The sequence below is a fragment of the Paenisporosarcina sp. genome, from assembly GCF_049671445.1.
GTDB lineage: Bacteria > Bacillota > Bacilli > Bacillales_A > Planococcaceae > Paenisporosarcina.
This window is the reverse complement of the sequence record NZ_JBATUX010000118.1, coordinates 41,104-62,724: the sequence shown is the minus strand read 5'-3', so window position 1 is coordinate 62,724 and position 21,621 is coordinate 41,104. Positions and strand designations below refer to the sequence as shown.

At 39.4% G+C, this 21,621-nt stretch carries 19 protein-coding genes and 1 other annotated feature; of the genes, 1 reads left to right on the top strand and 18 read right to left on the bottom strand.

What is annotated here, in order from left to right; translation table 11 throughout:
* Positions 1-74: 74 nt before the first annotated feature.
* From rpoZ to WBG45_RS14310, 3 genes are read right to left on the bottom strand one after another with little or no spacing between them, the layout of a single operon-like run.
* On the bottom strand, positions 75-299 hold the full coding sequence (rpoZ, locus tag WBG45_RS14320) for a DNA-directed RNA polymerase subunit omega (protein WP_024535050.1): 225 nt from the start codon (positions 297-299) through the stop codon (positions 75-77).
* A gap of 3 nt (positions 300-302) precedes the next feature.
* Positions 303-923, bottom strand: a complete 621-nt coding sequence (gene gmk, locus WBG45_RS14315; RefSeq protein ID WP_024535051.1) for a guanylate kinase — start codon at positions 921-923, stop codon at positions 303-305.
* A 17-nt stretch (positions 924-940) separates the two neighbouring features.
* Entirely contained in the window at positions 941-1,192 is a 252-nt protein-coding gene (locus tag WBG45_RS14310) for an extracellular matrix/biofilm biosynthesis regulator RemA family protein (protein ID WP_024535052.1), read from the bottom strand.
* Between the two features lie 114 nt (positions 1,193-1,306).
* Between WBG45_RS14310 and WBG45_RS14305 the strand changes: the two genes are divergently transcribed.
* A complete protein-coding gene (locus WBG45_RS14305; RefSeq protein ID WP_424415606.1) occupies positions 1,307-2,998 on the top strand; it encodes an Rqc2 family fibronectin-binding protein in 1,692 nt (563 codons plus the stop codon).
* 374 nt (positions 2,999-3,372) lie between these two features.
* Here the strand turns inward: WBG45_RS14305 and pyrE are convergent, their stop codons facing one another.
* The 15 genes from pyrE to WBG45_RS14230 all read right to left on the bottom strand — a co-directional run bounded on the left by pyrE (position 3,373) and on the right by WBG45_RS14230 (position 21,567).
* Complete coding sequence (gene pyrE, locus WBG45_RS14300) at positions 3,373-4,005, bottom strand: orotate phosphoribosyltransferase (protein WP_424415604.1); 633 nt, start codon at positions 4,003-4,005, stop codon at positions 3,373-3,375.
* Entirely contained in the window at positions 4,005-4,715 is a 711-nt protein-coding gene (gene pyrF, locus WBG45_RS14295) for an orotidine-5'-phosphate decarboxylase (protein WP_424415602.1), read from the bottom strand. Before pyrF ends, pyrE begins: the two co-directional genes overlap by 1 nt.
* Positions 4,712-5,623 carry a dihydroorotate dehydrogenase gene (locus WBG45_RS14290; RefSeq protein WP_424415600.1) on the bottom strand — a complete coding sequence of 304 codons (912 nt, stop codon included), beginning with the start codon at positions 5,621-5,623 and terminating at the stop codon, positions 4,712-4,714. The genes pyrF and WBG45_RS14290 overlap by 4 nt, the downstream gene beginning before the upstream one ends.
* Positions 5,620-6,396 (bottom strand): dihydroorotate dehydrogenase electron transfer subunit, encoded by a 777-nt coding sequence (locus WBG45_RS14285; RefSeq protein ID WP_424415598.1) that lies wholly within the window; start codon positions 6,394-6,396, stop codon positions 5,620-5,622. Before WBG45_RS14285 ends, WBG45_RS14290 begins: the two co-directional genes overlap by 4 nt.
* On the bottom strand, positions 6,393-9,590 hold the full coding sequence (gene carB, locus WBG45_RS14280) for a carbamoyl-phosphate synthase large subunit (RefSeq protein WP_424415596.1): 3,198 nt from the start codon (positions 9,588-9,590) through the stop codon (positions 6,393-6,395). Before carB ends, WBG45_RS14285 begins: the two co-directional genes overlap by 4 nt.
* Positions 9,583-10,683: a carbamoyl phosphate synthase small subunit gene (locus tag WBG45_RS14275; RefSeq protein WP_424415595.1), complete on the bottom strand. Its 1,101-nt coding sequence runs from the start codon at positions 10,681-10,683 to the stop codon at positions 9,583-9,585. Before WBG45_RS14275 ends, carB begins: the two co-directional genes overlap by 8 nt.
* On the bottom strand, positions 10,683-11,960 hold the full coding sequence (locus WBG45_RS14270) for a dihydroorotase (protein WP_424415593.1): 1,278 nt from the start codon (positions 11,958-11,960) through the stop codon (positions 10,683-10,685). The genes WBG45_RS14275 and WBG45_RS14270 overlap by 1 nt, the downstream gene beginning before the upstream one ends.
* A complete protein-coding gene (locus WBG45_RS14265) occupies positions 11,960-12,838 on the bottom strand; it encodes an aspartate carbamoyltransferase catalytic subunit (RefSeq protein WP_424415591.1) in 879 nt (292 codons plus the stop codon). The genes WBG45_RS14270 and WBG45_RS14265 overlap by 1 nt, the downstream gene beginning before the upstream one ends.
* Before the next feature lie 149 nt (positions 12,839-12,987).
* Positions 12,988-14,286, bottom strand: a complete 1,299-nt coding sequence (locus WBG45_RS14260; RefSeq protein ID WP_424415589.1) for a uracil-xanthine permease family protein — start codon at positions 14,284-14,286, stop codon at positions 12,988-12,990.
* A gap of 18 nt (positions 14,287-14,304) precedes the next feature.
* Entirely contained in the window at positions 14,305-14,844 is a 540-nt protein-coding gene (pyrR, locus tag WBG45_RS14255; RefSeq protein ID WP_424415587.1) for a bifunctional pyr operon transcriptional regulator/uracil phosphoribosyltransferase PyrR, read from the bottom strand.
* Positions 14,845-15,071: 227 nt separating this feature from the next.
* Positions 15,072-15,998, bottom strand: a complete 927-nt coding sequence (locus WBG45_RS14250; RefSeq protein WP_424415585.1) for an RluA family pseudouridine synthase — start codon at positions 15,996-15,998, stop codon at positions 15,072-15,074.
* On the bottom strand, positions 15,999-16,484 hold the full coding sequence (gene lspA, locus WBG45_RS14245) for a signal peptidase II (protein WP_424415583.1): 486 nt from the start codon (positions 16,482-16,484) through the stop codon (positions 15,999-16,001).
* A gap of 485 nt (positions 16,485-16,969) precedes the next feature.
* Complete coding sequence (gene ileS, locus WBG45_RS14240) at positions 16,970-19,732, bottom strand: isoleucine--tRNA ligase (protein WP_424415581.1); 2,763 nt, start codon at positions 19,730-19,732, stop codon at positions 16,970-16,972.
* Between the two features lie 155 nt (positions 19,733-19,887).
* Positions 19,888-20,111: a binding site (T-box leader), on the bottom strand.
* Between the two features lie 59 nt (positions 20,112-20,170).
* A complete protein-coding gene (locus tag WBG45_RS14235) occupies positions 20,171-20,680 on the bottom strand; it encodes a DivIVA domain-containing protein (RefSeq protein ID WP_024535067.1) in 510 nt (169 codons plus the stop codon).
* A 98-nt stretch (positions 20,681-20,778) separates the two neighbouring features.
* The gene (locus WBG45_RS14230) at positions 20,779-21,567 is read right to left on the bottom strand and encodes an RNA-binding protein (RefSeq protein WP_424415579.1); all 789 of its coding nucleotides are present in this window, start codon (positions 21,565-21,567) and stop codon (positions 20,779-20,781) included.
* Positions 21,568-21,621: the final 54 nt, after the last annotated feature.

Below are 21,621 nucleotides of genomic sequence, written 5' to 3'. Positions count from 1 at the left end.
TTCTTCCTCTCTCAAACAACAAACTCCCAAAGCATTTTACGTCTTAGGGAGTTTTCATTGGATATTAAAAAGATTTAAATTTCGTCTTCGTAAATTGTTTTTTCATCTTGAGCTTCTTTAGTTAATGCGCCACAAGCTACTTCTTCTAATGCTCGTCCAACATATTTTAAAGAAACGTATGAAGTTAATCGCTCTCCGCCTTCTTCTTGTAACTGGCGTGCACGTTTTGAAGCTAAGCTCACAAGTGAGTATTTTGAATCGATTTTGCTTTTTAATGAATCAACTGATGGATATAACATTAATTAATATTCCCCTTCCAACATAGACAGATATCTTTTTTCAACACGTTCTCTTCGACAATGCTCAGCAGTGACGATTGCATTTACACGGTCACACGCTAATTGAACTTCATCATTTTCAACAACAAAATCATACAAGTTCATCATTTCTAATTCTTGTCTAGCCGCCAAAATACGAGATGCAATAACGTCATCTGTTTCCGTCCCTCGACCAACTAAACGTTGTTCTAATTCAGAAAGACTCGGTGGTGCTAAGAAAATAAATAAGCCGTCAGGTGCTTTAGCACGAACTTGAGACGCACCTTGTACTTCAATTTCTAAAAACACATCACGCCCTGCGTCTAGCGTAGCATTTACGTAGTCTAATGGGGTTCCATAATAGTTCCCTACATAACAAGCGTATTCTAATAAACGCCCTTCTACGATTAATTGTTCAAATTCCTCATGAGATTTGAAAAAATAATCGACACCATCGACTTCGCCTTCACGCGGCTTTCTTGTCGTCATTGAAATCGAATATTCATAATTTGTGTCAGGCTGTGAGAATAATTCTTTTCGCACAGTACCTTTCCCGACACCAGATGGCCCTGAAAGGACGATTAATAATCCACGTTCTTTTCGCATTAAATCCCTCTTTTTATCTATTCGGTTTGTTCTAACATACGCGTTACCACAGTTTCTGCACTTACAGCAGATAATACAACATGCTCACTATTCATAACAAATATAGCACGCGTTTTTTTACCATACGTTGCATCAATTAAAAATCCTTTGTCTCTTGCATCTTGAACGAGACGCTTAATCGGCGCCGACTCAGGTTGCAAAATGGAGATAATTCGATCAACTGCTACCACACTACCGTTTCCGATATTGATAAACTTTAGACTCGGCACAGTCGTCCCTCCTAATAAAGCTTAAACTTTCTTTGCTACATACTTAGCCAATTATATCACATTCCCCTTAGAAAATGATAAGATAGAGCAAAACGTTTTGAAAGAGGAATTCTTATGGCATTTGATGGCTTATTTACAAAAGCAATGACGCACGAGCTCCAACAATTAGTATCAGGACGAATTTCAAAAATTCGCCAACCGAACTCACAAGAAATTGTGTTTCAAATTCGATCTGGCGGTAAAAATAGTCGTTTACTTATTTCGATACACCCTTCGTACTCGAGAATTCACGTTACGAATGAGGCAATCGACAATCCTTCAGAACCACCAATGTTTTGCATGTTACTTCGCAAACATTTAGAAGGTGGATTTATTTCTTCTATCACACAACTCGATATGGACCGCGTTATCATTTTAAGAGTAGAAAGTAAAAATGAAATTGGTGACGATATGGTACGAGAACTACATATTGAGATAATGGGAAGACATAGTAATGTTATTTTAGTGGACCCAGTTCGCAATCTTATCTTGGATAGTTTAAAACATTTGTCTCCATCAGTTAATAGTTACAGAACGATATTACCAGGTCAACCGCATATTGCACCTCCAACTCAAAATAAAAAAAATCCGTATGAAGTGGATGAAGCTTCTTTCCAATCCTTCTTACAATCAGAAGATGTTTCTCGTGAATTCATGACCCACCTTTCCGGATTTTCACCTTTACATGCAAAAGAACTTGCTTACCTTGTTGAACACAGCGATGAGCCAAGTTATGAAGTATTTAAGAAGTTCATAGATGAATTTGATCAAAACAAACCATCTGGTACATATTTAGAAAGTGGAAATAAAGCTATTTTTTCAAGTGTTGATTTGAAACATGTAGAGGGTACTAAAACTCCTTATAATTCATTAGGCGATTTACTCGACAAAGTTTATTTTGCACGAGCTGAACGTGACCGAGTGAAACAGCAAGCTGGTGACTTAGAACGCTGGTTGCAAAACGAACTTGATAAATTGAAATTAAAAATGAAAAAACTTGCTAAAGAAAAAGCGAACGCAGAAAAACTAGAAACATTCCAACTCCACGGAGAACTGTTGATGGCAAACTTGTATAACCTGGAAAAAGGAATGACCGAAGCCGAAATCGTTAATTACTATGATGAAAATAATGAAGTCATCAAAATCCCGTTAAGCCCAAGAAAAACACCAGTTGAAAACGCACAAAGTCTTTACACAAAATACAACAAAGCTAAAACAGCTTTATTGAAGATTCAACAGCAACTCGATAAAGCACAAGAAGATATCAACTATTTAGAAATGTTACAACAACAAGTTATGCAAGCGTCTCCTCAAGACATCGAAGAAATTCGTGAAGAACTGGCAGAACAAGGCTGGATGAAAGCACGAATTTCGAAGAAGAAGAAAAAAGTAGTGAAGCCAACTCCTGAAGCTTTCGTATCTTCTACAGGATTGCCAATTTCTGTCGGAAAAAACAACAAACAAAATGATTATTTAACATTTAAAATTGCAAGTAAATCACAAACTTGGTTCCATACAAAAGATATCCCTGGATCTCACGTTGTCATCCATGATAATGAACCAGATGAAACGACCATTCTAGAGGCAGCTTTACTAGCAGCATACTTTAGTAAAGCACGAGAATCATCTTCAGTTCCCGTCGACTACACCGAAGTTCGTCATGTGAAAAAACCTAATGGTTCAAAACCTGGCTTTGTCATTTATTTCGAACAAAAGACGGTCTTTGTCACACCGAGTGAAGATATTGTAAGGAAACTTCGTAAATAAGATTTATAAAAGCCATCCAAGTATCGTTTGGATGGCTTTTGTTTATGTGTTAGATTTTTCTATGAGCGGATTTGTGTCGACTATCGGCGGTTCTCGGATGTCTATGAGCGGATCTGTGTCGACTATCAGCGGTTCTCACAAACCCTACTAAACCAACATTAAAAATATCCATCAAGCGATTATAGACCGCTCTTGTTGTTGGTCTGACTTTCTATGAGCGAATCTGTGTCGACTATCGGCGGTTCTACTATGTCTATGAGCGAATCTTTGTCGACTATCAGCGGATTCGTGTCGACTATCAGCGTTTCTCACAAAAAGCACTTAACCATCCATCAATAAAGGCCATCCAAACTAACTTGGATGGCCTTTATTGTTTATAGTTGTCCGTGTTTTAGTTTTTCATGCCATTCGATTAGTTGAGGTTTGTCTTCATCACTAATCTGTTTCGCTAGTGATGCGACTTCTACTAATGCATCAAAGTTGGTTAAGCTGATGTACGGCATGCCCGCTTCTTCAAACAATTCATCCGCTCGCTTCAAGTTGTATGTAAAGATGCTAACTACACCAAGCACGACACATCCTTGATCTTGTAACGCTCGAACAGCATCAATGCTGCTACCACCAGTGGAAATCAAATCTTCTACTACCACAACTTTTTGTCCTGCTTCGATTTTGCCTTCGATTTGATTACCACGACCATGCTCTTTTGCTTTTGAACGAACATAGACCATCGGCAAGTTGAGTACGTCACTGACCCAGGCAGCATGTGGAATACCTGCAGTCGCTGTACCTGCAACGATATCCGTTTGCGGGAAAAACTCTTGGATATTTGATGCTAAGGCTTGTGCTATTTGTTTGCGTACAGTTGGACTTGACATCGTAAGACGATTGTCACAATAGATGGGTGATTTAATTCCAGATGTCCATGTGAATTGGTCTTGAGGACGTAATTCCACTGCGCCAATGGATAATAATGCGGTTGCAATTTCATGTTGCTGACTTTTCATTAGTAACCCTCCCATTGTTGTTTTATCATATGATAAGTTTCTACTGCATTGTTGGATTGGGTAATAGCTCTTCCTACAACGATAAGAGAAGAACCTTCTAATCTCGCAACCTCAGGAGTCGCGATTCGAATTTGATCGTGACCTTGACCTTCGTTCAATCGAATACCTGGTGTTACTCGAAGGAAATCTTGACCACATTCATTTTTAATTGAAGCGGCTTCTAAAACGGAACAAACTACTCCATCTAAACCCGCTTTTTTTGAAAGGGCTGCATAATGAAGAACAGAATCGTGTAAAGAAGAGTGGATATTTTGCTCTTCTTTCATCTGTTGTTCACTTGTCGAGGTTAATTGAGTCACACCAATGATTAAAGGACGTGTTTTACCTGCAAGTGTCCCAGCCTCTAACCCTTCAATTGCATCTTCCATCATTCGGAGTCCACCAGCGGCATGAACGTTTACTAAATCAGCTCCAAGACTGGCAAGACCTCTCATAGCGGACTTAACCGTATTTGGAATATCATGTAGCTTCAAGTCTAAAAACACATCATGCCCTTGTTCTTTTAAGTCGTTAATTATTGTAGGTCCTTCTTGAAAATAAAGTTCCATGCCTACTTTGACAAATAACTTCTCGTTAAAAGGCTTTAAAAAATGCAGTACCTCAGCTTTAGTTGCAAAATCTAGTGCGATTATCGGATTGTGATTGTTCATCGGTGGCTCCTCCCTATTAACTCAGAGACATGATTTAAACCTAACCAATTTAATTTCTCGGGTAATTGTTCGATGATGTTTGGGCATACAAATGGATCGACGAAATTAGCGGTTCCAACTGCTACAGCACTTGCTCCTGCTGACATGAAGTCAATTACGTCATCAACCGTCGTTATTCCTCCCATTCCAATTATCGGAATGGATACTTGTTTTGCCACTTCATAAACCATACGGAGAGCTATAGGTTTCACAGCAGGCCCAGATAAACCGCCTGTTCCGTTCGCAATAACAGGCTTTCCAGTTCTGGTGTCTAAACGCATACCGATTAGTGTATTAATCATCGTAATACCGTCAGCTCCTGCAGCTTCTACAGCTCGTGCAATTTCTCCAATATCTGTTACATTCGGAGATAATTTCACATATACCGGTACTTCAGAAACTGCTTTAACGGCAGCAGTAAGTTCCGCTGCTACTGCCGCATCCGTACCAAATGTGATGCCTCCACATTTCACGTTCGGACACGAGATATTTAATTCAAGAGCTTTCACATTTTTCGATTTAGAAATATGTTTGGCTACTTCTACATAGTCTTCCGTTAACGTACCTGCGACATTTGCAATGATCGGCACATCGTATTGTTCAAGCCACTTAAGTTCTTCAGCTATTACTTTTTCCAATCCTGGATTTTGAAGTCCGATCGCATTTAACATTCCCGATGCAGTTTCAGCAACTCGAGGAGTCGGATTTCCTAAGCGTGTTTCAAGAGTCGTTGCTTTGATCATGATGGCACCGAGCTTTGATAGGTCATATAGTTGTGCATACTCTTTTCCGAAACCAAAGCAACCGGAAGCAGGCATAATTGGATTTTTTAATGATAAACCTGGTAATTCTATCGCTAATCGATTCATATGTGCACCACCCCAGCAGGAAATACAGGTCCGTCACTGCAAACTTTCACATAATCAACTGTTGTTTGTTCCGTTGTTCTACATACACAAGCGAAACAAGCACCAAGACCACAGCCCATTCGTTCTTCAAACGAAAGAAACCCTTTTTTGTCAGGATACATGTTTTCCATCGCTACGAGCATTGCTGTTGGACCGCATGTGTAATATGTTGTGAAGTCGATCTTTAAATCAGCTAACACAGTCGTTACGAACCCTTGATGACCGTGTGTTCCGTCTACAGTTACCACATGGGTTTCGCCTAGTTCACGAAATAATTCTTCATAAAAAACAACTTCTTTTGTTTGAAAGCCAAGAATGTGAATTGGCTTTACACCTTTTGCAACTAACTGTTTTGATAGTTCATATAAAGGAGGAACGCCAATTCCACCACCTACTAAGACAACCGTTTCTCCAGGCGCAGCTTGATCAATTGGGAAACCGTTTCCTAGAGGACCTAGGACATCCACTTCTTCGCCTACATTTCTTGTTGCAAGCATGGATGTACCTCGCCCTTCTGCACGATAAATGATGGTAAATTCCAATGTTTCGCGATCGATAGAAGCAATGCTTATTGGTCGACGGAGTAATGGCTCGTAACTATCTGAAACCCGAATGTGGACAAATTGACCCGGGCTTTTCATATCGTGAACCAGTTGTCCAATCAGAGTCATTTCAAAAATGTTGTGAGCAATTTCTTTATGTTTTATGACTCGCATGCGTTCTTGTCGAATCATCCAAACACCCCCTGTTTTGGCATTTCTTCTGCTTGGAATGTCATGGATTCAATCACGCTTAACATGGCTTTTGCCGTATCAAGGGAAGTTAAGCAAGGGATGCCATTCTCCACCGACTCTCGTCGAATACGGAAACCATCACGCTCCGGTTGCTTGCCTTTTGTCAACGTGTTGATGACAAACTGTGCTTCACCTTTTTGAATATAATCAAGAAGTGTTGGTCCTTCACTTCCTATTTTATTAACCATCGTTACTGGAATTCCAGCTTCTTTTATGGAATCCGCCGTACCCTCTGTCGCTAAGATTCTGTAGCCAATTGAAGTAAAGCGTCTCGCAATTGACACTGCTTCTTCTTTGTCTTTATTGGCTATGGTCATTAGTACCGACCCATGATCTTTTATTTCCATTCCTGCTGCGACTAAGCCTTTGTACAGGGCTTTTTCTAGCGTGATATCTTTCCCCATAACCTCACCTGTTGATTTCATCTCAGGTCCTAAGGTAATATCCACTCTGCGCAGTTTTGCGAAACTAAACACCGGAACTTTTACAAAGACTCCACGTGGAGCAGGAGCAAGACCATTGGTAATTCCTTGTGAAGGTAAGGATTGACCCAGTATGGCTTTAGTTGCAATTTTAGCCATCGGAATATTCGTTATTTTACTTAAGAAAGGCACTGTTCGGCTTGAACGAGGATTTACCTCAATCACATAAACCTCACCTTTAGAGATAACATATTGAATATTCAACAAGCCAATAATGTTCAACCCTTTTGCTAAACGCGTTGTGTAATCAATAAGTGTATTCAAATGCTCATCTGATAAGTTTTGAGGTGGATACACAGCGATTGAATCGCCTGAGTGAACACCTGCTCGTTCAATATGTTCCATGATTCCTGGAATACAGACATTTTCTCCATCTGAAATGGCGTCTACTTCAATTTCAATTCCAGTCAAGTAACGGTCTACTAACACAGGGTGCTCTGGGCTTGCCTGAACGGCGGTTTCCATATAATGAGCCAACTCTTCTTGGTTGTAGACAATTTGCATAGCTCGACCGCCTAGCACATAGGAAGGACGTACAAGCACTGGATAACCAATTTCATTTCCAATCAGTACTGCTTGTTGTGCTGATACAGCAGTTTTACCCATTGGTTGAGGGATATCGATTTCATGAAGAGCTCGTTCAAATTTATCGCGGTTTTCTGCTCGATCTAAATCTTCTAATGATGTACCAAGAATTTGGACACCACGTTCTTGTAGTTTATCCGCTAAGTTAATCGCAGTTTGACCACCGAACTGGACGATAACGCCTTTCGGTTGCTCTAAGTCTACGATGTGCATGACATCTTCAATCGTTAATGGTTCAAAGTAAAGCTTGTCCGAAATCGAAAAGTCTGTTGAAACGGTTTCTGGATTACTATTGATAATGATCGCTTCATAACCCGCTTCTTTGATTGCCCATACTGAATGAACGGTCGCATAATCGAACTCTACACCTTGTCCGATTCGAATCGGACCAGAACCTAGTACAATTACACTTTCTTTTTCTGTTTTAACCGACTCGTTTTCATCTTCGTACGTTCCGTAAAAATATGGAGTTTCTGATTCAAACTCTGCTGCGCATGTATCCACCATTTTATAAACAGGGATTAACTGTTGCTCTACTCGCCAGTTATAAATTGATAATTCATCTGACTTCCAAAGTTTCGCTAACGTATGATCCGCAAAGCCCATACGTTTTGCTTTTCTAGCTACATCAAAATCATAAGGATTTGCTGCCACGATCTCTTCATACTTCACAATATTTTGTAGTTTATTTAAGAAGAATAAGTCAATTTGACTCCAGTCGTGAATTGTCTCAATCGTTACTCCGCGTCTCAGTGCTTCACCAATGAAGAATAGGCGTTCATCTCCCGCGCGTCGAATACGTTTTTCAATCCACTCGTCTGTCATGTCATCTGCATTTTTTAGATCTAAGTGGAATTGTCCCGTTTCAAGTGAGCGTACTGCTTTTAATATGGACTCTTCAAAAGTACGACCAATGGCCATAACTTCACCTGTTGCTTTCATTTGAGTTCCTAAGTTACGTTTTGCAGATTCGAATTTATCAAACGGCCAGCGCGGAATTTTTGTTACCACGTAGTCGAGTGCTGGTTCAAAGCAAGCGTAAGTTTTGCCCGTTACGGGATTCATCATTTCATCTAATGTTAAGCCAATTGCAATTTTTGCTGCTAGCTTAGCAATTGGGTATCCTGTCGCTTTTGATGCTAATGCTGATGAGCGACTAACTCGAGGATTCACTTCGATGATGTAATAGTTAAAGCTATGTGGATCAAGTGCTAACTGAACATTACACCCACCTTCAATTTTCAAGGCGCGAATAATTTTCAATGACACATTTCTCAGCATTTGATATTCACGATCTGACAAAGTTTGACTTGGTGCTGTAACGATTGAATCACCTGTATGAATACCTACTGGGTCGAAGTTTTCCATATTACATACAACAATTGCATTATCGTTTGAATCTCTCATGACTTCATATTCAATTTCTTTATAACCTGCAATTGATTTTTCAAGTAGACATTGTGTAACAGGACTGTATTTCAGTCCACTTGTCACTGTTTCCAAGAGATCTTCATCATTGTGACAAATTCCTCCGCCCGTTCCCCCAAGTGTAAATGCAGGACGAACAATAACAGGATAACCAATACGTTCGATAAACGCATGAGCCTCTTGCATATTGTGAATAATGTCGCTATCTGGTACTGGTTCATTTAATTCATTCATTAAAGTTCGGAATAAATCTCGGTCTTCAGCCTTGTGAATGGCTTCCAATTTCGTCCCTAGAATTTCAATGTTTAATTCTTCGAGGATGCCTGATTCGTCTAGTTCTATGGCCATATTTAATCCGGTTTGGCCACCTAATGTAGGGAGAAGAGCATCAGGACGTTCTTTACGTAAGATTCGACTAACGAATTCCAATGTAATCGGTTCAATATATACTTTGTCTGCGATTTCCGTATCTGTCATGATGGTAGCTGGATTTGAATTGATGAGGATGACACGGTAGCCTTCCTCTTTTAAGGCTAGACAAGCTTGTGTACCTGCATAATCAAATTCTGCTGCTTGTCCAATGACGATTGGTCCTGAACCAATGACGAGAATGGTTTCAATATCTTGGCGTTTAGGCATGTTGTTTTTCCCCCTTCACATTGGCGTTCATTAACTCAATAAAACGATCGAACAAGTGATTTGAATCTTCTGGACCTGGTGAAGCTTCTGGATGATATTGGACTGTAAACGCAGGTACATCCAAATGTGCTAAGCCTTCTACAGTTCCATCATTCAAAGCGATATGTGTTACTTTCAAACGTGTTCCTGTTAGCGAATCTGCATCAACTGCATACCCATGATTTTGAGAAGTAATTTCAGTTCGACCTGATTCTAAATCTTTTACAGGATGATTCGCACCTCGATGACCAAATTTCAATTTAAAGGTATCTCCGCCACTTGCTAGTGCAAATAGTTGGTGACCAAGACATATTCCAAAAATAGGAATTTTCCCGATAAGTTTCTGTAACATTTCAATGGCTTCTGGGACATCTTTTGGATCTCCAGGGCCATTCGATAACATAATTCCATCTGGATAAATCGCCATGATTTGCTCAGCAGTCGTATTATAAGGAACTACCATAACATCACAATTCCGTTTATTTAGTTCTCTTAAAATCCCGTGTTTCATACCAAAATCGACTAGCACAACTCGTTTTCCACGCCCTGGACTTGGATATGGTCGTTTTGTTGATACTTGGTTGACTTGATCTGTAGGGAACGTTGTATTTTTCAATATAGATACTTCTTCATCCACGTTTACTTCTTCTCCTGCAGCACTTAATACCCCTTTTACTGAACCTAGTTCTCTTATGATTCGAGTGAGTTTACGCGTATCAATTCCTTCAATACCGGGTATGTTTTTCAAGACAAACATTTCATTTAATGTAGCATCACTTCTGAAGTTTGAAGGAGCATCGGCCAGTTCACGCACAACCAGACCTTTTATAGCAGGTTCGATTGATTCAAAATCATCACGGTTGATGCCGTAGTTACCGATCAGCGGGTACGTCAAGGTAACAATTTGACCGCAGTAAGATGGATCAGATAAGGTTTCTTGGTATCCTGTCATACCTGTTGTAAATACGACTTCACCTGCACTCGCTTCTACACTTCCAAAAGCTGTTCCAGTGAATACATCTCCAGTTTCTAAAATGAGGCTTCTCTTCATCATCATTTCTCCTCCTGCCAAATTACGTTTCCTTCAAACATCGTCATGACCGGCCATCCCGTGCATGTCCAATCTTGGAAAGGTGTGTTTTTACCTTTGGACACAAATGTAGCCGTATCTATATTTTGTTCTTTTGTTAAATCAATAAATACTAAGTCCGCCGACTCGCCCATGAGCAGTCTACCGTATGGCAAACCGAACACATCTGCTGGCTTATTTGTCAGCCAATCGACTAATTGCGTTAACGTCCATTTACCTGTTTTCACGAAGTTTGTATATAACAACGGGAATGCTGTTTCCAACCCGACTATGCCAAATGGCGCTTGTTCCATGCCATCGCCTTTTTCCTCTGCCGTATGAGGTGCATGATCCGTTGCAATGAAATCAAGAGTGCCATCTTGTAATCCTTCTATTAAAGCTTGTAAGTCTTCCTGTGCTCGAAGCGGAGGGTTCATTTTCCAGTTTGGATCATTTGATGGAATGTCATCTTCACAAAGCAATAAGTGATGAGGACTTACTTCGGCAGTTACGCGGACACCCGCTTTTTTGGCATCTCGAATGACTCGAACAGATTCTTTCGTACTTACGTGACACACATGATAGTGAGCACCTGCAGCTTCAGCTAGTAAGATGTCGCGAGCAATATGCACAGACTCAGCTATTGACGGAATACCTTTTAGCCCTAGTTCTTTATTTTTTTTACCCTCGTGCATCACGCCAGCATAGATAAGCGTGTTGTCTTCACAATGTGCTACAATCGGCATGTTTATTTTTGCAGCATCTTGCATTGCTTCATACATCATGCCAGCTTGTTGGACACCGACACCATCATCTGTGAAGGCAAATGCTCCATGCTCTTTTAACGCCGTAAGATCTGTTCGTTCTTTTCCAGCTTCACGAATGGTTATCGAAGCATAAGGTAGCACTCGAATTTTAGCTTTTTCTTTAATGAGTTGATTCACATGGCTTAAATTTTCGACTGTATCAGGTACTGGACGGGTATTTGGCATGGCACAAATGGTCGTATATCCACCTTTTGCAGCTGCGTAAGTTCCACTTTCAATCGTTTCTTTATGTTCACCACCAGGTTCTCTTAAATGGACATGAACATCGATAAATCCTGCTGATACAAAATGACCATTTCCATCAATGATTTCATCAACCTCAGGCTCAACCTTCGGATTCACTTCGATTATGCGACCATTTTCGATGATGATAGAACCTTCTATTAAGTCGTTCTGATCGTTAAGTAATTGAATGTTTCGAATGAATTTTTTCATCAAAATCTCTCCTTTATTACAGATTCTAGTATTGCCATACGTACGAAGACTCCGTTATGCATTTGTTTGAAAATCCGCGATTTTTCACTTTCAACTAAATCACTTGCGATTTCAACATCTCGATTAACAGGTGCTGGATGCAAGATGATTGCTGTAGATTTTAACTGGTCATAGCGTTCTTTCGTTAATCCGAATTTTTCGTGATAGAGTTGATTTGGTAATTCATTTTCTATTGCATGCCGTTCGTGTTGAACACGTAAAAGCATCACTACATCCGCAGTAGGCAGCACATCTTCCCAAGAGGACGTGGATTCAAATTCTCCTTGCCATTCTTTTGGACACAGGAAGGTCACATGAGCTCCTAAGTTACTAAGCGCTTGTGCATTTGATTTTGCCACTCGGCTATGAGCTATGTCGCCAACAATTGTTACTTGAAGACCTTCAAACTTTCCAAACTCTTGTTTAATTGTGTATAGATCAAGTAAGCTTTGCGATGGGTGTTGACCTGAGCCATCTCCGCCATTAATGATGGCTATATTTAATCCAGACATTAATTCTTCATAAAAACCATTTTGTTCATGCCTGATCACAACTGCGTCTACACCGATTGACTCCAATGTTTTGACTGTGTCATATAAGGTTTCCCCTTTCGTTGTACTAGAAGTTCCTGCATCAAAAGGTAATACATGAAGCCCTAGTTTCCGTTCCGCCATTTCAAAACTCATCTTTGTTCGTGTACTCGGTTCAAAAAACAAATTAGCCACCGTCATTTGCTTTTTCAACTGGTGCGGAGAATTTTGTTGGAATTCTAAGGCGCGCGATAATATCATGTCAATTTCATTTATTTCTAAGTCTTTCATACTAAATAGGTTCTTCACTTTATAGCCTCCCGATTTCTTATTAAAAGAAAAGCCTCTCAACAAAATTGTTGAGAGGCTTGGGTAACCTAAGTAAAGATCCATTGTGTAATGGAACTTTATCAGTCGGTTTCCCTTTGCCTGCCTCTCTGGACTAGGTTTTAAAAGGATTACTTATTTACTTCATTTTCTAATGAATCATTTGCTTCTTGCGGTTTTCCTGGTAGAAGTAGATTTAACAATACTCCTACAATAGCAGCTAAAGCCATGCCCTCAACAACGAATGTATCCGTGAAGTGAAGTTTTGCTCCACCTATCCCAATAACTAAGATAATAGATGAAATCACTAAGTTTCGTTTATCTCCAAAATCAATATTACTATCAACTAACATGCGCAGACCTGATGACGCAATAATCCCGAACAACAAGATTGATATTCCGCCAAGAACAGCCGTAGGAATGGTTGCGATCAGTGCCATGACTTTGCCTAAGAATGAGAAGAGGATTGCCAAAATTGCTGCTCCAACAATTACGTAGACACTATATACTCTCGTAATCGCAAGAACTCCAATATTTTCTCCGTATGTTGTTTTAGGAGGACCACCTAATAGTCCACTGATGAACGTTCCTAACCCGTCACCCAGTAATGAGCGATGTAATCCTGGTTCTTTTATGTAATTTCGATTAACAATTTTCCCTAGTACTAGTTGATGTCCGATATGTTCAGAGATTGTCACAATCGCGATCGGTACCATTAACACTAATAATGTAGGTGTGATGGTGAAATCGTAGTTTATTCCTGGAATCAAGAAATCTGGCGATGCAATCAACTTAGCTTTTAATACAGATGAAAAATCAACAATGCCAATGGCTAATGAATAGACATATCCAACAATAATTCCGATTAATACTGGCATTAAACTAATAATCCCTTTAAAGAACAAGGTAGCTACAACCGCTGCAGCCAATGTGACTAGTGCCGCTGAGAAGTGTAAAATGCTGTAATCTGTTGTTCCAGGAATGTACATCGCCATGTTAATCGCAACTGGTGAAAGTGCTAAACCGATGACGATAATGACTGGAGCTACAACAATCGGTGGTAATAATTTCATAATCCATTTATATCCTGTTTTCCAAATGATGAGCGCCACTATGAAATAGACGAGTGCCACAAACAAACTGCCAATCATTGCACTACCGATACCGCCTTCTTTAGTAGCCATTTGAATGGGTAGTATGAAAGCAAAAGATGACCCTAAGTAAGCTGGAACTTGAAATTTCGTTACTAGCATAAAGATAAGTGTGGCTATCCCACTTGTTAATAATGCGATTGCTGGACTTAACCCAACTAATTGTGGCACTAAAATTGTGGCACCGAACATCGCAAACATATGTTGCAAGCTTAATGTAGTTAGTTTTCCTGCTGATGGTCTATCGTGTATGTCTAAAACAGTTTGATTATTATTCATGTTGTCCACCCCATTCTTCTATTCGTGAATCGTCACACTATCCTCTTGGTCTGTTTCATGTAATCGTACGACAATTCGTTCTATACTTGCTGTTGGGATATTCTTTCCAACGTAGTCTGCACGGATTGGTAATTCTCTATGACCTCTATCTATCAGAACAGCTAATTGAATTTGTGCTGGTCTTCCTAAGTCCATTACTGCATCCATCGCTGCTCTCACAGTACGACCTGTATACAAGACATCGTCTATTAATATTACTTTTTGATCAGTGACAACATGTTGAATGTCTACTTGCTGAACTAGTGGTTCTTTATTTGCTGTCTTCATCGACAAATCGTCTCGGTAAAGTGTAATATCAAGTTCGCCTGCTTTGATTGACTTGCCCTCAATTTTTTCAATTTTCTCGGCTAAGCGTTTAGCCAAGTAAGCACCTCGCGTTTTAATTCCTACTAAAATACAAGTTTCAATCCCTTTATTTCGTTCAATAATTTCATGCGCGATTCTAGTCAGTGCGCGATTTATGGCTTGTTCGTCAAGAATATTTGCTTTTTCAACCATAATGGATTCTCCTTTTCTCCAAAATAAAAACCCTCTCGTCCATAATGGATGAGAGGGTGTGAATGCAGAAAATTAGTCGTATCAAAACACACAGCATGCGTCTCTTTACGTTTCACTAGTACCTTCTCAGCCTCTCTGGACTGTTTTTAAAGGAGTTCTATTTAATTATTGTGTTTGAAAATGGTATGAGCTTTGACTTTCGCTCTACACTTTTTACTAGTATAGAATTACTTCTCTTTGTTGTCAATGTTCGATTTCATTTCTTCTAGCAATTCGTTAAATACTTGAGGTAATGGCGATTCAAATTCCATATACTCTTCAGTACGTGGATGAATAAAACCAATGACAGCAGCATGAAGTGCTTGTCCGTCAAAATCGATTGTCTTTTTCGGTCCGTACTTTGGATCACCTGCTAAAGGATAACCAATGTATTTCATATGAACACGAATTTGATGTGTACGACCTGTTTCTAAACGGCATTCAACTAAAGTGAAGTTGCCAAATCGTTCTAACACACGAAAATGTGTGATGGCATGTTTCCCACTATCGACTACTGTCATACTCTGACGATCACGAGGATCACGACCAATCGGAGCATCAACTGTACCTTTATCATGAGGTATGTGACCGTGAACCAAAGCAATATATTTTCGAGTAACCGTCTTTTTCACAAGTTGGTCTACTAGTGATACATGAGCCTTGTCATTCTTCGCAACCATTAATAAGCCAGAAGTATCTTTATCTATACGATGGACAATTCCAGGACGCATAATTCCATTGATACCAGATAAATCTTTAACTTGATACATAAGTCCATTCACTAAGGTACCTGACGTATGACCAGGTGCAGGATGAACAACCATACCACGAGGTTTATTTACGACAAGGACATCCTCATCTTCATAAACAATCTCAAGATTTAAATTTTCTGCTTCAATATCTAATGGTTCCGCTTCAGGAACAGAAACAGTAACGACGTCATCAGGTTTAACTTTATAATTTGTTTTTACAGTTTCACCATTTACTAAAACTGCACCATCTTTTAACCAAATTTGAATTTGACTACGAGACCAATCTGATTCAAGACTAGCTAGCGCTTTATCAATGCGCTCCCCTTTTTGTGCTTCTAAAATCTTATACGTATAATCTTCCATCTATTCACCTTTTCTCTTTGCAGCTTTTTCTGCTTTTTCTTCTAAAATTAATACAATGATGAGCATGACAACACCTATTGATAATGCTGCATCTGCAATATTGAAAATAGGGAAATCATAATTAATTATCGGGATGAGTACATCTACAAAATCCACCACTTCACCACGCGCTAAGCGATCAATAAAATTCCCAATAGCACCACCAAGTAGAACCATTAAACTAAGTTGAAATAATGGTTTTCCTTTTGCTTCTTTATGAAAGTAGTACAAAATACCAATGATTACGATTACAGTGACAATTGTAAATAACCACATTTGTCCTTCTAGCATTCCCCAAGCTGCTCCACGATTACGATGGGAAAGTAAGCCAAATGTTGGATCCACTAATACAATTTTTTCACCTAGTTCCATATTTTTCACGACTAACCATTTTGTCCACTGATCAATTGCCACAATGACAATTGCAACTAAATAAAAAATGTACACGAATGTTCCTCCGTTACGCAAGTATCTTAGTTAGTTTACCACATAACACAAACATACAGAAAGAGCTGCCCCAAAAAGGACAGCTCCAGACTGTAGACAAACTTGATTTTGAATGAATAAAAACACAGCAGGGACTGCCACTTCGCTTTCCGTGGGCTTGGCTTCAGTCTCCTCGTCACTGCAAAAACATGTGCTCCTGCGGTTACTCGTCGCAAAGATACTGGCTCTTGGCCAGCATCTTTCCTGCGGGGCCTTCAGATCAAGCTATTCCCACAGGAGTCTTCGTGGCAGTCCTTGCCTGCGTCTAGACGTTAACAAAAGTTTGAAAAAGTGATCTCGGTCCTTACGCTATTATCGTCCATCACCAGCAGACGACTTCACGAAAATCAAATAATATGTTTATTCCATACATTGATATTTATAAAAATACTTTTGTCTACGATCTGAGAGCTGCCCCAAAAAGGACAGCTCCAGTTAAGAAAATTTTATACGTAATATTTTTCAACGACATCTGCACAACGAACACAAAGTGTTGGATGCTCATCACTTTCGCCCACTTTAGACGAGATTGTCCAGCAACGTTCGCATTTTTCGCCTTGTGCTTTTACTACAACAACTGAAGCTACATCAAGATCTAAAGCTTCCGCAGGCGCTTCTTCTTTTAAACCAGCCAACGTAAAGTCTGAAACGATAAAGAACTGAGCAAAATCAATCTTCGTCGTATCAAACGCTTCAAGTAATTCTTTTTTCACGTAAACCGTTACATTTGCTTCTAAAGATTTACCGATTGTTTTTGCATTTCGTGCTTCTTCTAACGCTTTTAACACATCATCACGTACTAACATCAACTGTTGATATTTCGTGCGTAAAGCACCAAATGATTCATGAGTTGCTGCTTCTGGGAAGTCAGTTAACTGCACGCTTTCTTCTGTTTCATGTGTCAAGAATACCCATAGTTCATCTGTTGTATGCGGTAGAAGTGGTGTAGTTAATTTTAATAAAGCAATTAATGTATCGTACATCACAGTTTGCATTGCACGGCGATGTAATTGATCTTGACCTTCAATATAAACAACGTCTTTCGCGATATCTAGATAGAAAGAACTTAAATCCGAAGATACAAAATTGTTCACTGCATGATAAACACTTGCAAAGTCGTATTTGTCATAAGCTTTACGGACTGTATCAATCAATTCTTGAAGTTTCATGTACATATATTGATCCACTTCGCGTAAGTCTTCATATGCAACGCGATCTGTTTGTGGATGGAAGTCAGTAACATTGCCGTGTAAGAAACGGAATGTGTTACGGATTTTACGATACACTTCAGCAACTTGTTTGAAATTCGAGTCTGAAACGCGAACGTCTGCTGTGTAATCAACAGATGCAACCCATAAACGAAGGATATCTGCACCTAACTGATTCATTACTTTTGCAGGATCGATTACGTTACCGATTGATTTACTCATTTTGCGACCTTCACCGTCAAGTGTAAATCCATGGCTTAATACCCCTTTGTATGGAGCATGACCATTAATTGCAACACTTGTAGTTAATGACGAGTTAAACCACCCACGATACTGGTCAGATCCTTCTAGATAAAGATCAGCTGGATATACTAAGTCATCACGTTCATCTAGCACCGCTTGATGAGAAGAACCAGAATCGAACCACACATCCATGATATCCGTTTCTTTTGAGAAACGACCATTTGGACTATCTTCATGTGTAAAGCCTTCTGGCAACAAATCTTTAGCTTCTCGTTCAAACCAAACAGTCGAGCCGTGCTCACGGAACAATTTAGAGACATGAGCAATCGTTTCTTCTGTTAAAATTGGTTCATTATTTTCAGCATAGAATACTGGAATTGGAACGCCCCATACTCGTTGTCTAGAAATACACCAATCCCCACGATCACGAACCATGTTGAAGAGACGTGTCTCACCCCAAGCTGGTGTGAATGATGTATCTTTAATTGCTTGTAACAACTCATCGCGGAATGCATCGATTGATGCGAACCATTGAGCAGTTGCACGGAAAATAACCGGCTTTTTCGTACGCCAATCATGTGGTGCAGAGTGAGTGAAGAATGTTAATTTTTCTAAAGCGCCAGCTGCTTCTAATGCTTCTGTAATGACTTTATTCGCTTTATCATAAAATAAGCCTTCAAAGCCTGGAGCTTCAGCCGTTAATACGCCACGATCATCGATTGGAGATAGTACTTCAAGTCCATAAGCTCTACCTACCTGGAAGTCGTCTTCCCCGTGTCCTGGAGCTGTATGAACACATCCAGTACCTCCCTCGTCCGTTACATGGTCCCCGAGCATTACAAGAGAATCACGATCGTATAATGGGTGTTTGGCTACCATGCGATCCATTTGTTCGCCTTTTAGCGTCTGAACAATTTCATAAGAATCCCACTCAAGAGTAGTTGCTACATTTTCAAGTAATGCTTTAGCAACAAGGTATCGAGTTGATGCAACTTCCACAATTACATAGTCGAATTCATGATTCACTGAAATTCCTAGGTTAGCCGGAATTGTCCAAGGTGTAGTCGTCCAAATGATAATTTTAGTTCCTTCAGCAACTACGCCTTTACCATCTGTAACGTCAAAGCTTACATAAATAGATGGTGATTTTTTGTCTTGATATTCGATTTCTGCTTCAGCCAATGCTGATTCACTTGATGGAGACCAATAAACTGGTTTTAACCCTTTGTAAATATAGCCTTTACGAGCCATTTCACCGAACACTTCAATTTGACGAGATTCATATGCAGGCTTTAACGTAATATACGGATTTTCCCAATCTCCACGTACGCCAAGACGTTTAAATTGACTACGCTGGCGATCAATTTGTTCATATGCATACGTCTCACATAAGTTACGGAATTCAGCAACCGTCATTTCTTTACGATTAACACCTTTGTTTGCTAGTGCTTGTTCGATAGGTAAACCATGAGTGTCCCAACCTGGAACATAAGGTGCATAATAACCCGTCATTGATTTATGTCGTACAATCATATCTTTAAGAACTTTGTTTAATGCATGCCCCATATGCAAATCTCCATTTGCATATGGAGGACCATCGTGAAGAATAAAGCTTGGACGATCTTTCGTACGTTCCAATACTTTTTCATATAACTTCATTTCATTCCATTTTTCTTGCATTGCCGGTTCACGGGTAGGTAAACCTCCACGCATTGGGAATTCTGTTTTAGGCATTAATAAGGTATCTTTGTATTCCATCTAAAAAACCTCCTTGATATTGGTTCGAAGCCTACTGCGGTTTTGACCGCAACGGCTTCATGACCCACCATAGTGGGCCATAGCGAAGCGGAAGTGCGAGCTTGTGTTTTGGACTAGTAGCAAAAAAATGAAAAAATAAAAACTCCTCATCCCAATGAAGGGACGAGAAGTTTTGACTCGCGGTACCACCCTAATTGCAACATCAAAATGTTGCCAGCTTAGATCACATTAACGGCGTGAAACCGAAATCACTTACAAAACTCAGTTCAGTGATTTAACTCAAGAGTGATTTTCATTTGATTGCCACTTGTTCGAGCTTTCACCATCCTCGAATCGCTACTCTGTGCTTTCAAAATACTGTCTCTATCAGCGTTTTATTAAATATTATTCCAGTATATGTAGATATTATAGGGAATGATAACGTAATGGTCAAGCTACTTAGTCCTCTTTGTTATCTAATCGTTGCAACTGACTTGTATCTACTTCATATTGCATTAAATGATCCCAATCATCCGTGTTAATTAAATCAAGTTGGGCTTCCACTAACATTTTAAAACGATTGCGGAATACTTTTGATTGTTTTTTCAAATCTTCAACTTCTAATGCAATACGACGAGCTTTCGTTAAGGATTCATTTACAATTCGGTCTGCGTTTTTCTCTGCTTCTTTAACTATTAATTTTGCTTCTTTTTGAGAGTTTCGACGCAATTCTTCAGCAGCTTCTTGAGCTACAACAATTGATTTTTGTAAAGTCATTTCAATCGTTGTAAAATGTCCCACTCGCTCACTTGAGGATTTTAATTTCTCTTCTAAATCTTTTTTATCTTTAATTAGAAGTTCGAAATCTTTAATCACTTGTTCCAAAAATTCGTTAACTTCGTCTTCGTTGTATCCTCGGAATCCACGGCTAAACTCTTTGTTATGAATATCTAGTGGTGATAGCGGCATTTCAAAAATCTCCCCTTTACAAACTTACATCGTTTCCAACTATTATACCTTTCATTGTCGGCGATGAAAGCAATAATACGAATTTAATTGAATATTTTTCACGATTTAGGCTCGATTCTCCCAATTTGGAGTCGGATTTTGTCTTTTTTAGTCCGCCCCTCAATTAATCCAATTCGAATACGTCCAAATCCTCTAATTGATAATAAGTCCGATTCATGCAGTTCGAAAGATGGTTGTTCACGAACTGTCCAGTTCACTTTCACTTTCCCACTATGAATAAGCATGGATGCTTTTTGCCTTGAAATCGTAAACAAAGATGCAATAATAGTATCAATTCGCATCGAACTAACAGTATGGGATTCTTCTAACCAATGATCATTATTATCTAAATAAGGATGATCATGTGGCAATTCATCTATTTTAATTTTGGATTTTCCAATTGAAGTAAGGTGAGCAGTTACGTAGTCAGCCATTTCTGATACAACAGCAAATTCGATGCGATCATCGTCTACTCGAATATCACCGAATTTTGATCGATCAAGACCAAGTGACATAAGTGAACCTAAAACATCAGGGTGTTCTAACTTAATAAACTTCGAAGGATACTTAATTGAAAATGCGGTGATTGCATAGTCTTCATCTGTTGCAACGAAATAAGAAGGTGATATCAGCATACGTTTTCGTTCGGCTTCTGGAAGCTCTCCGAATGCACTTACAATAACGTCATCATTTTGACCAATCATAGAATGTACAATAAATTGTTGTCTAGGGTCTAAAAAATCAGTTAATTTAGGAGCATAACGATCCTGTGTTTCTCGAAGCCATCCGCTGACTTGTTCAATAAAAGGTTGTTCATCTTTTCGGAAATGCTGTAGAACTTGTTCCATTTCTTTTCTTCCTTTCAGTGGTCAAAAAAAGCCCCACGAAAGTGAGGCAAGATT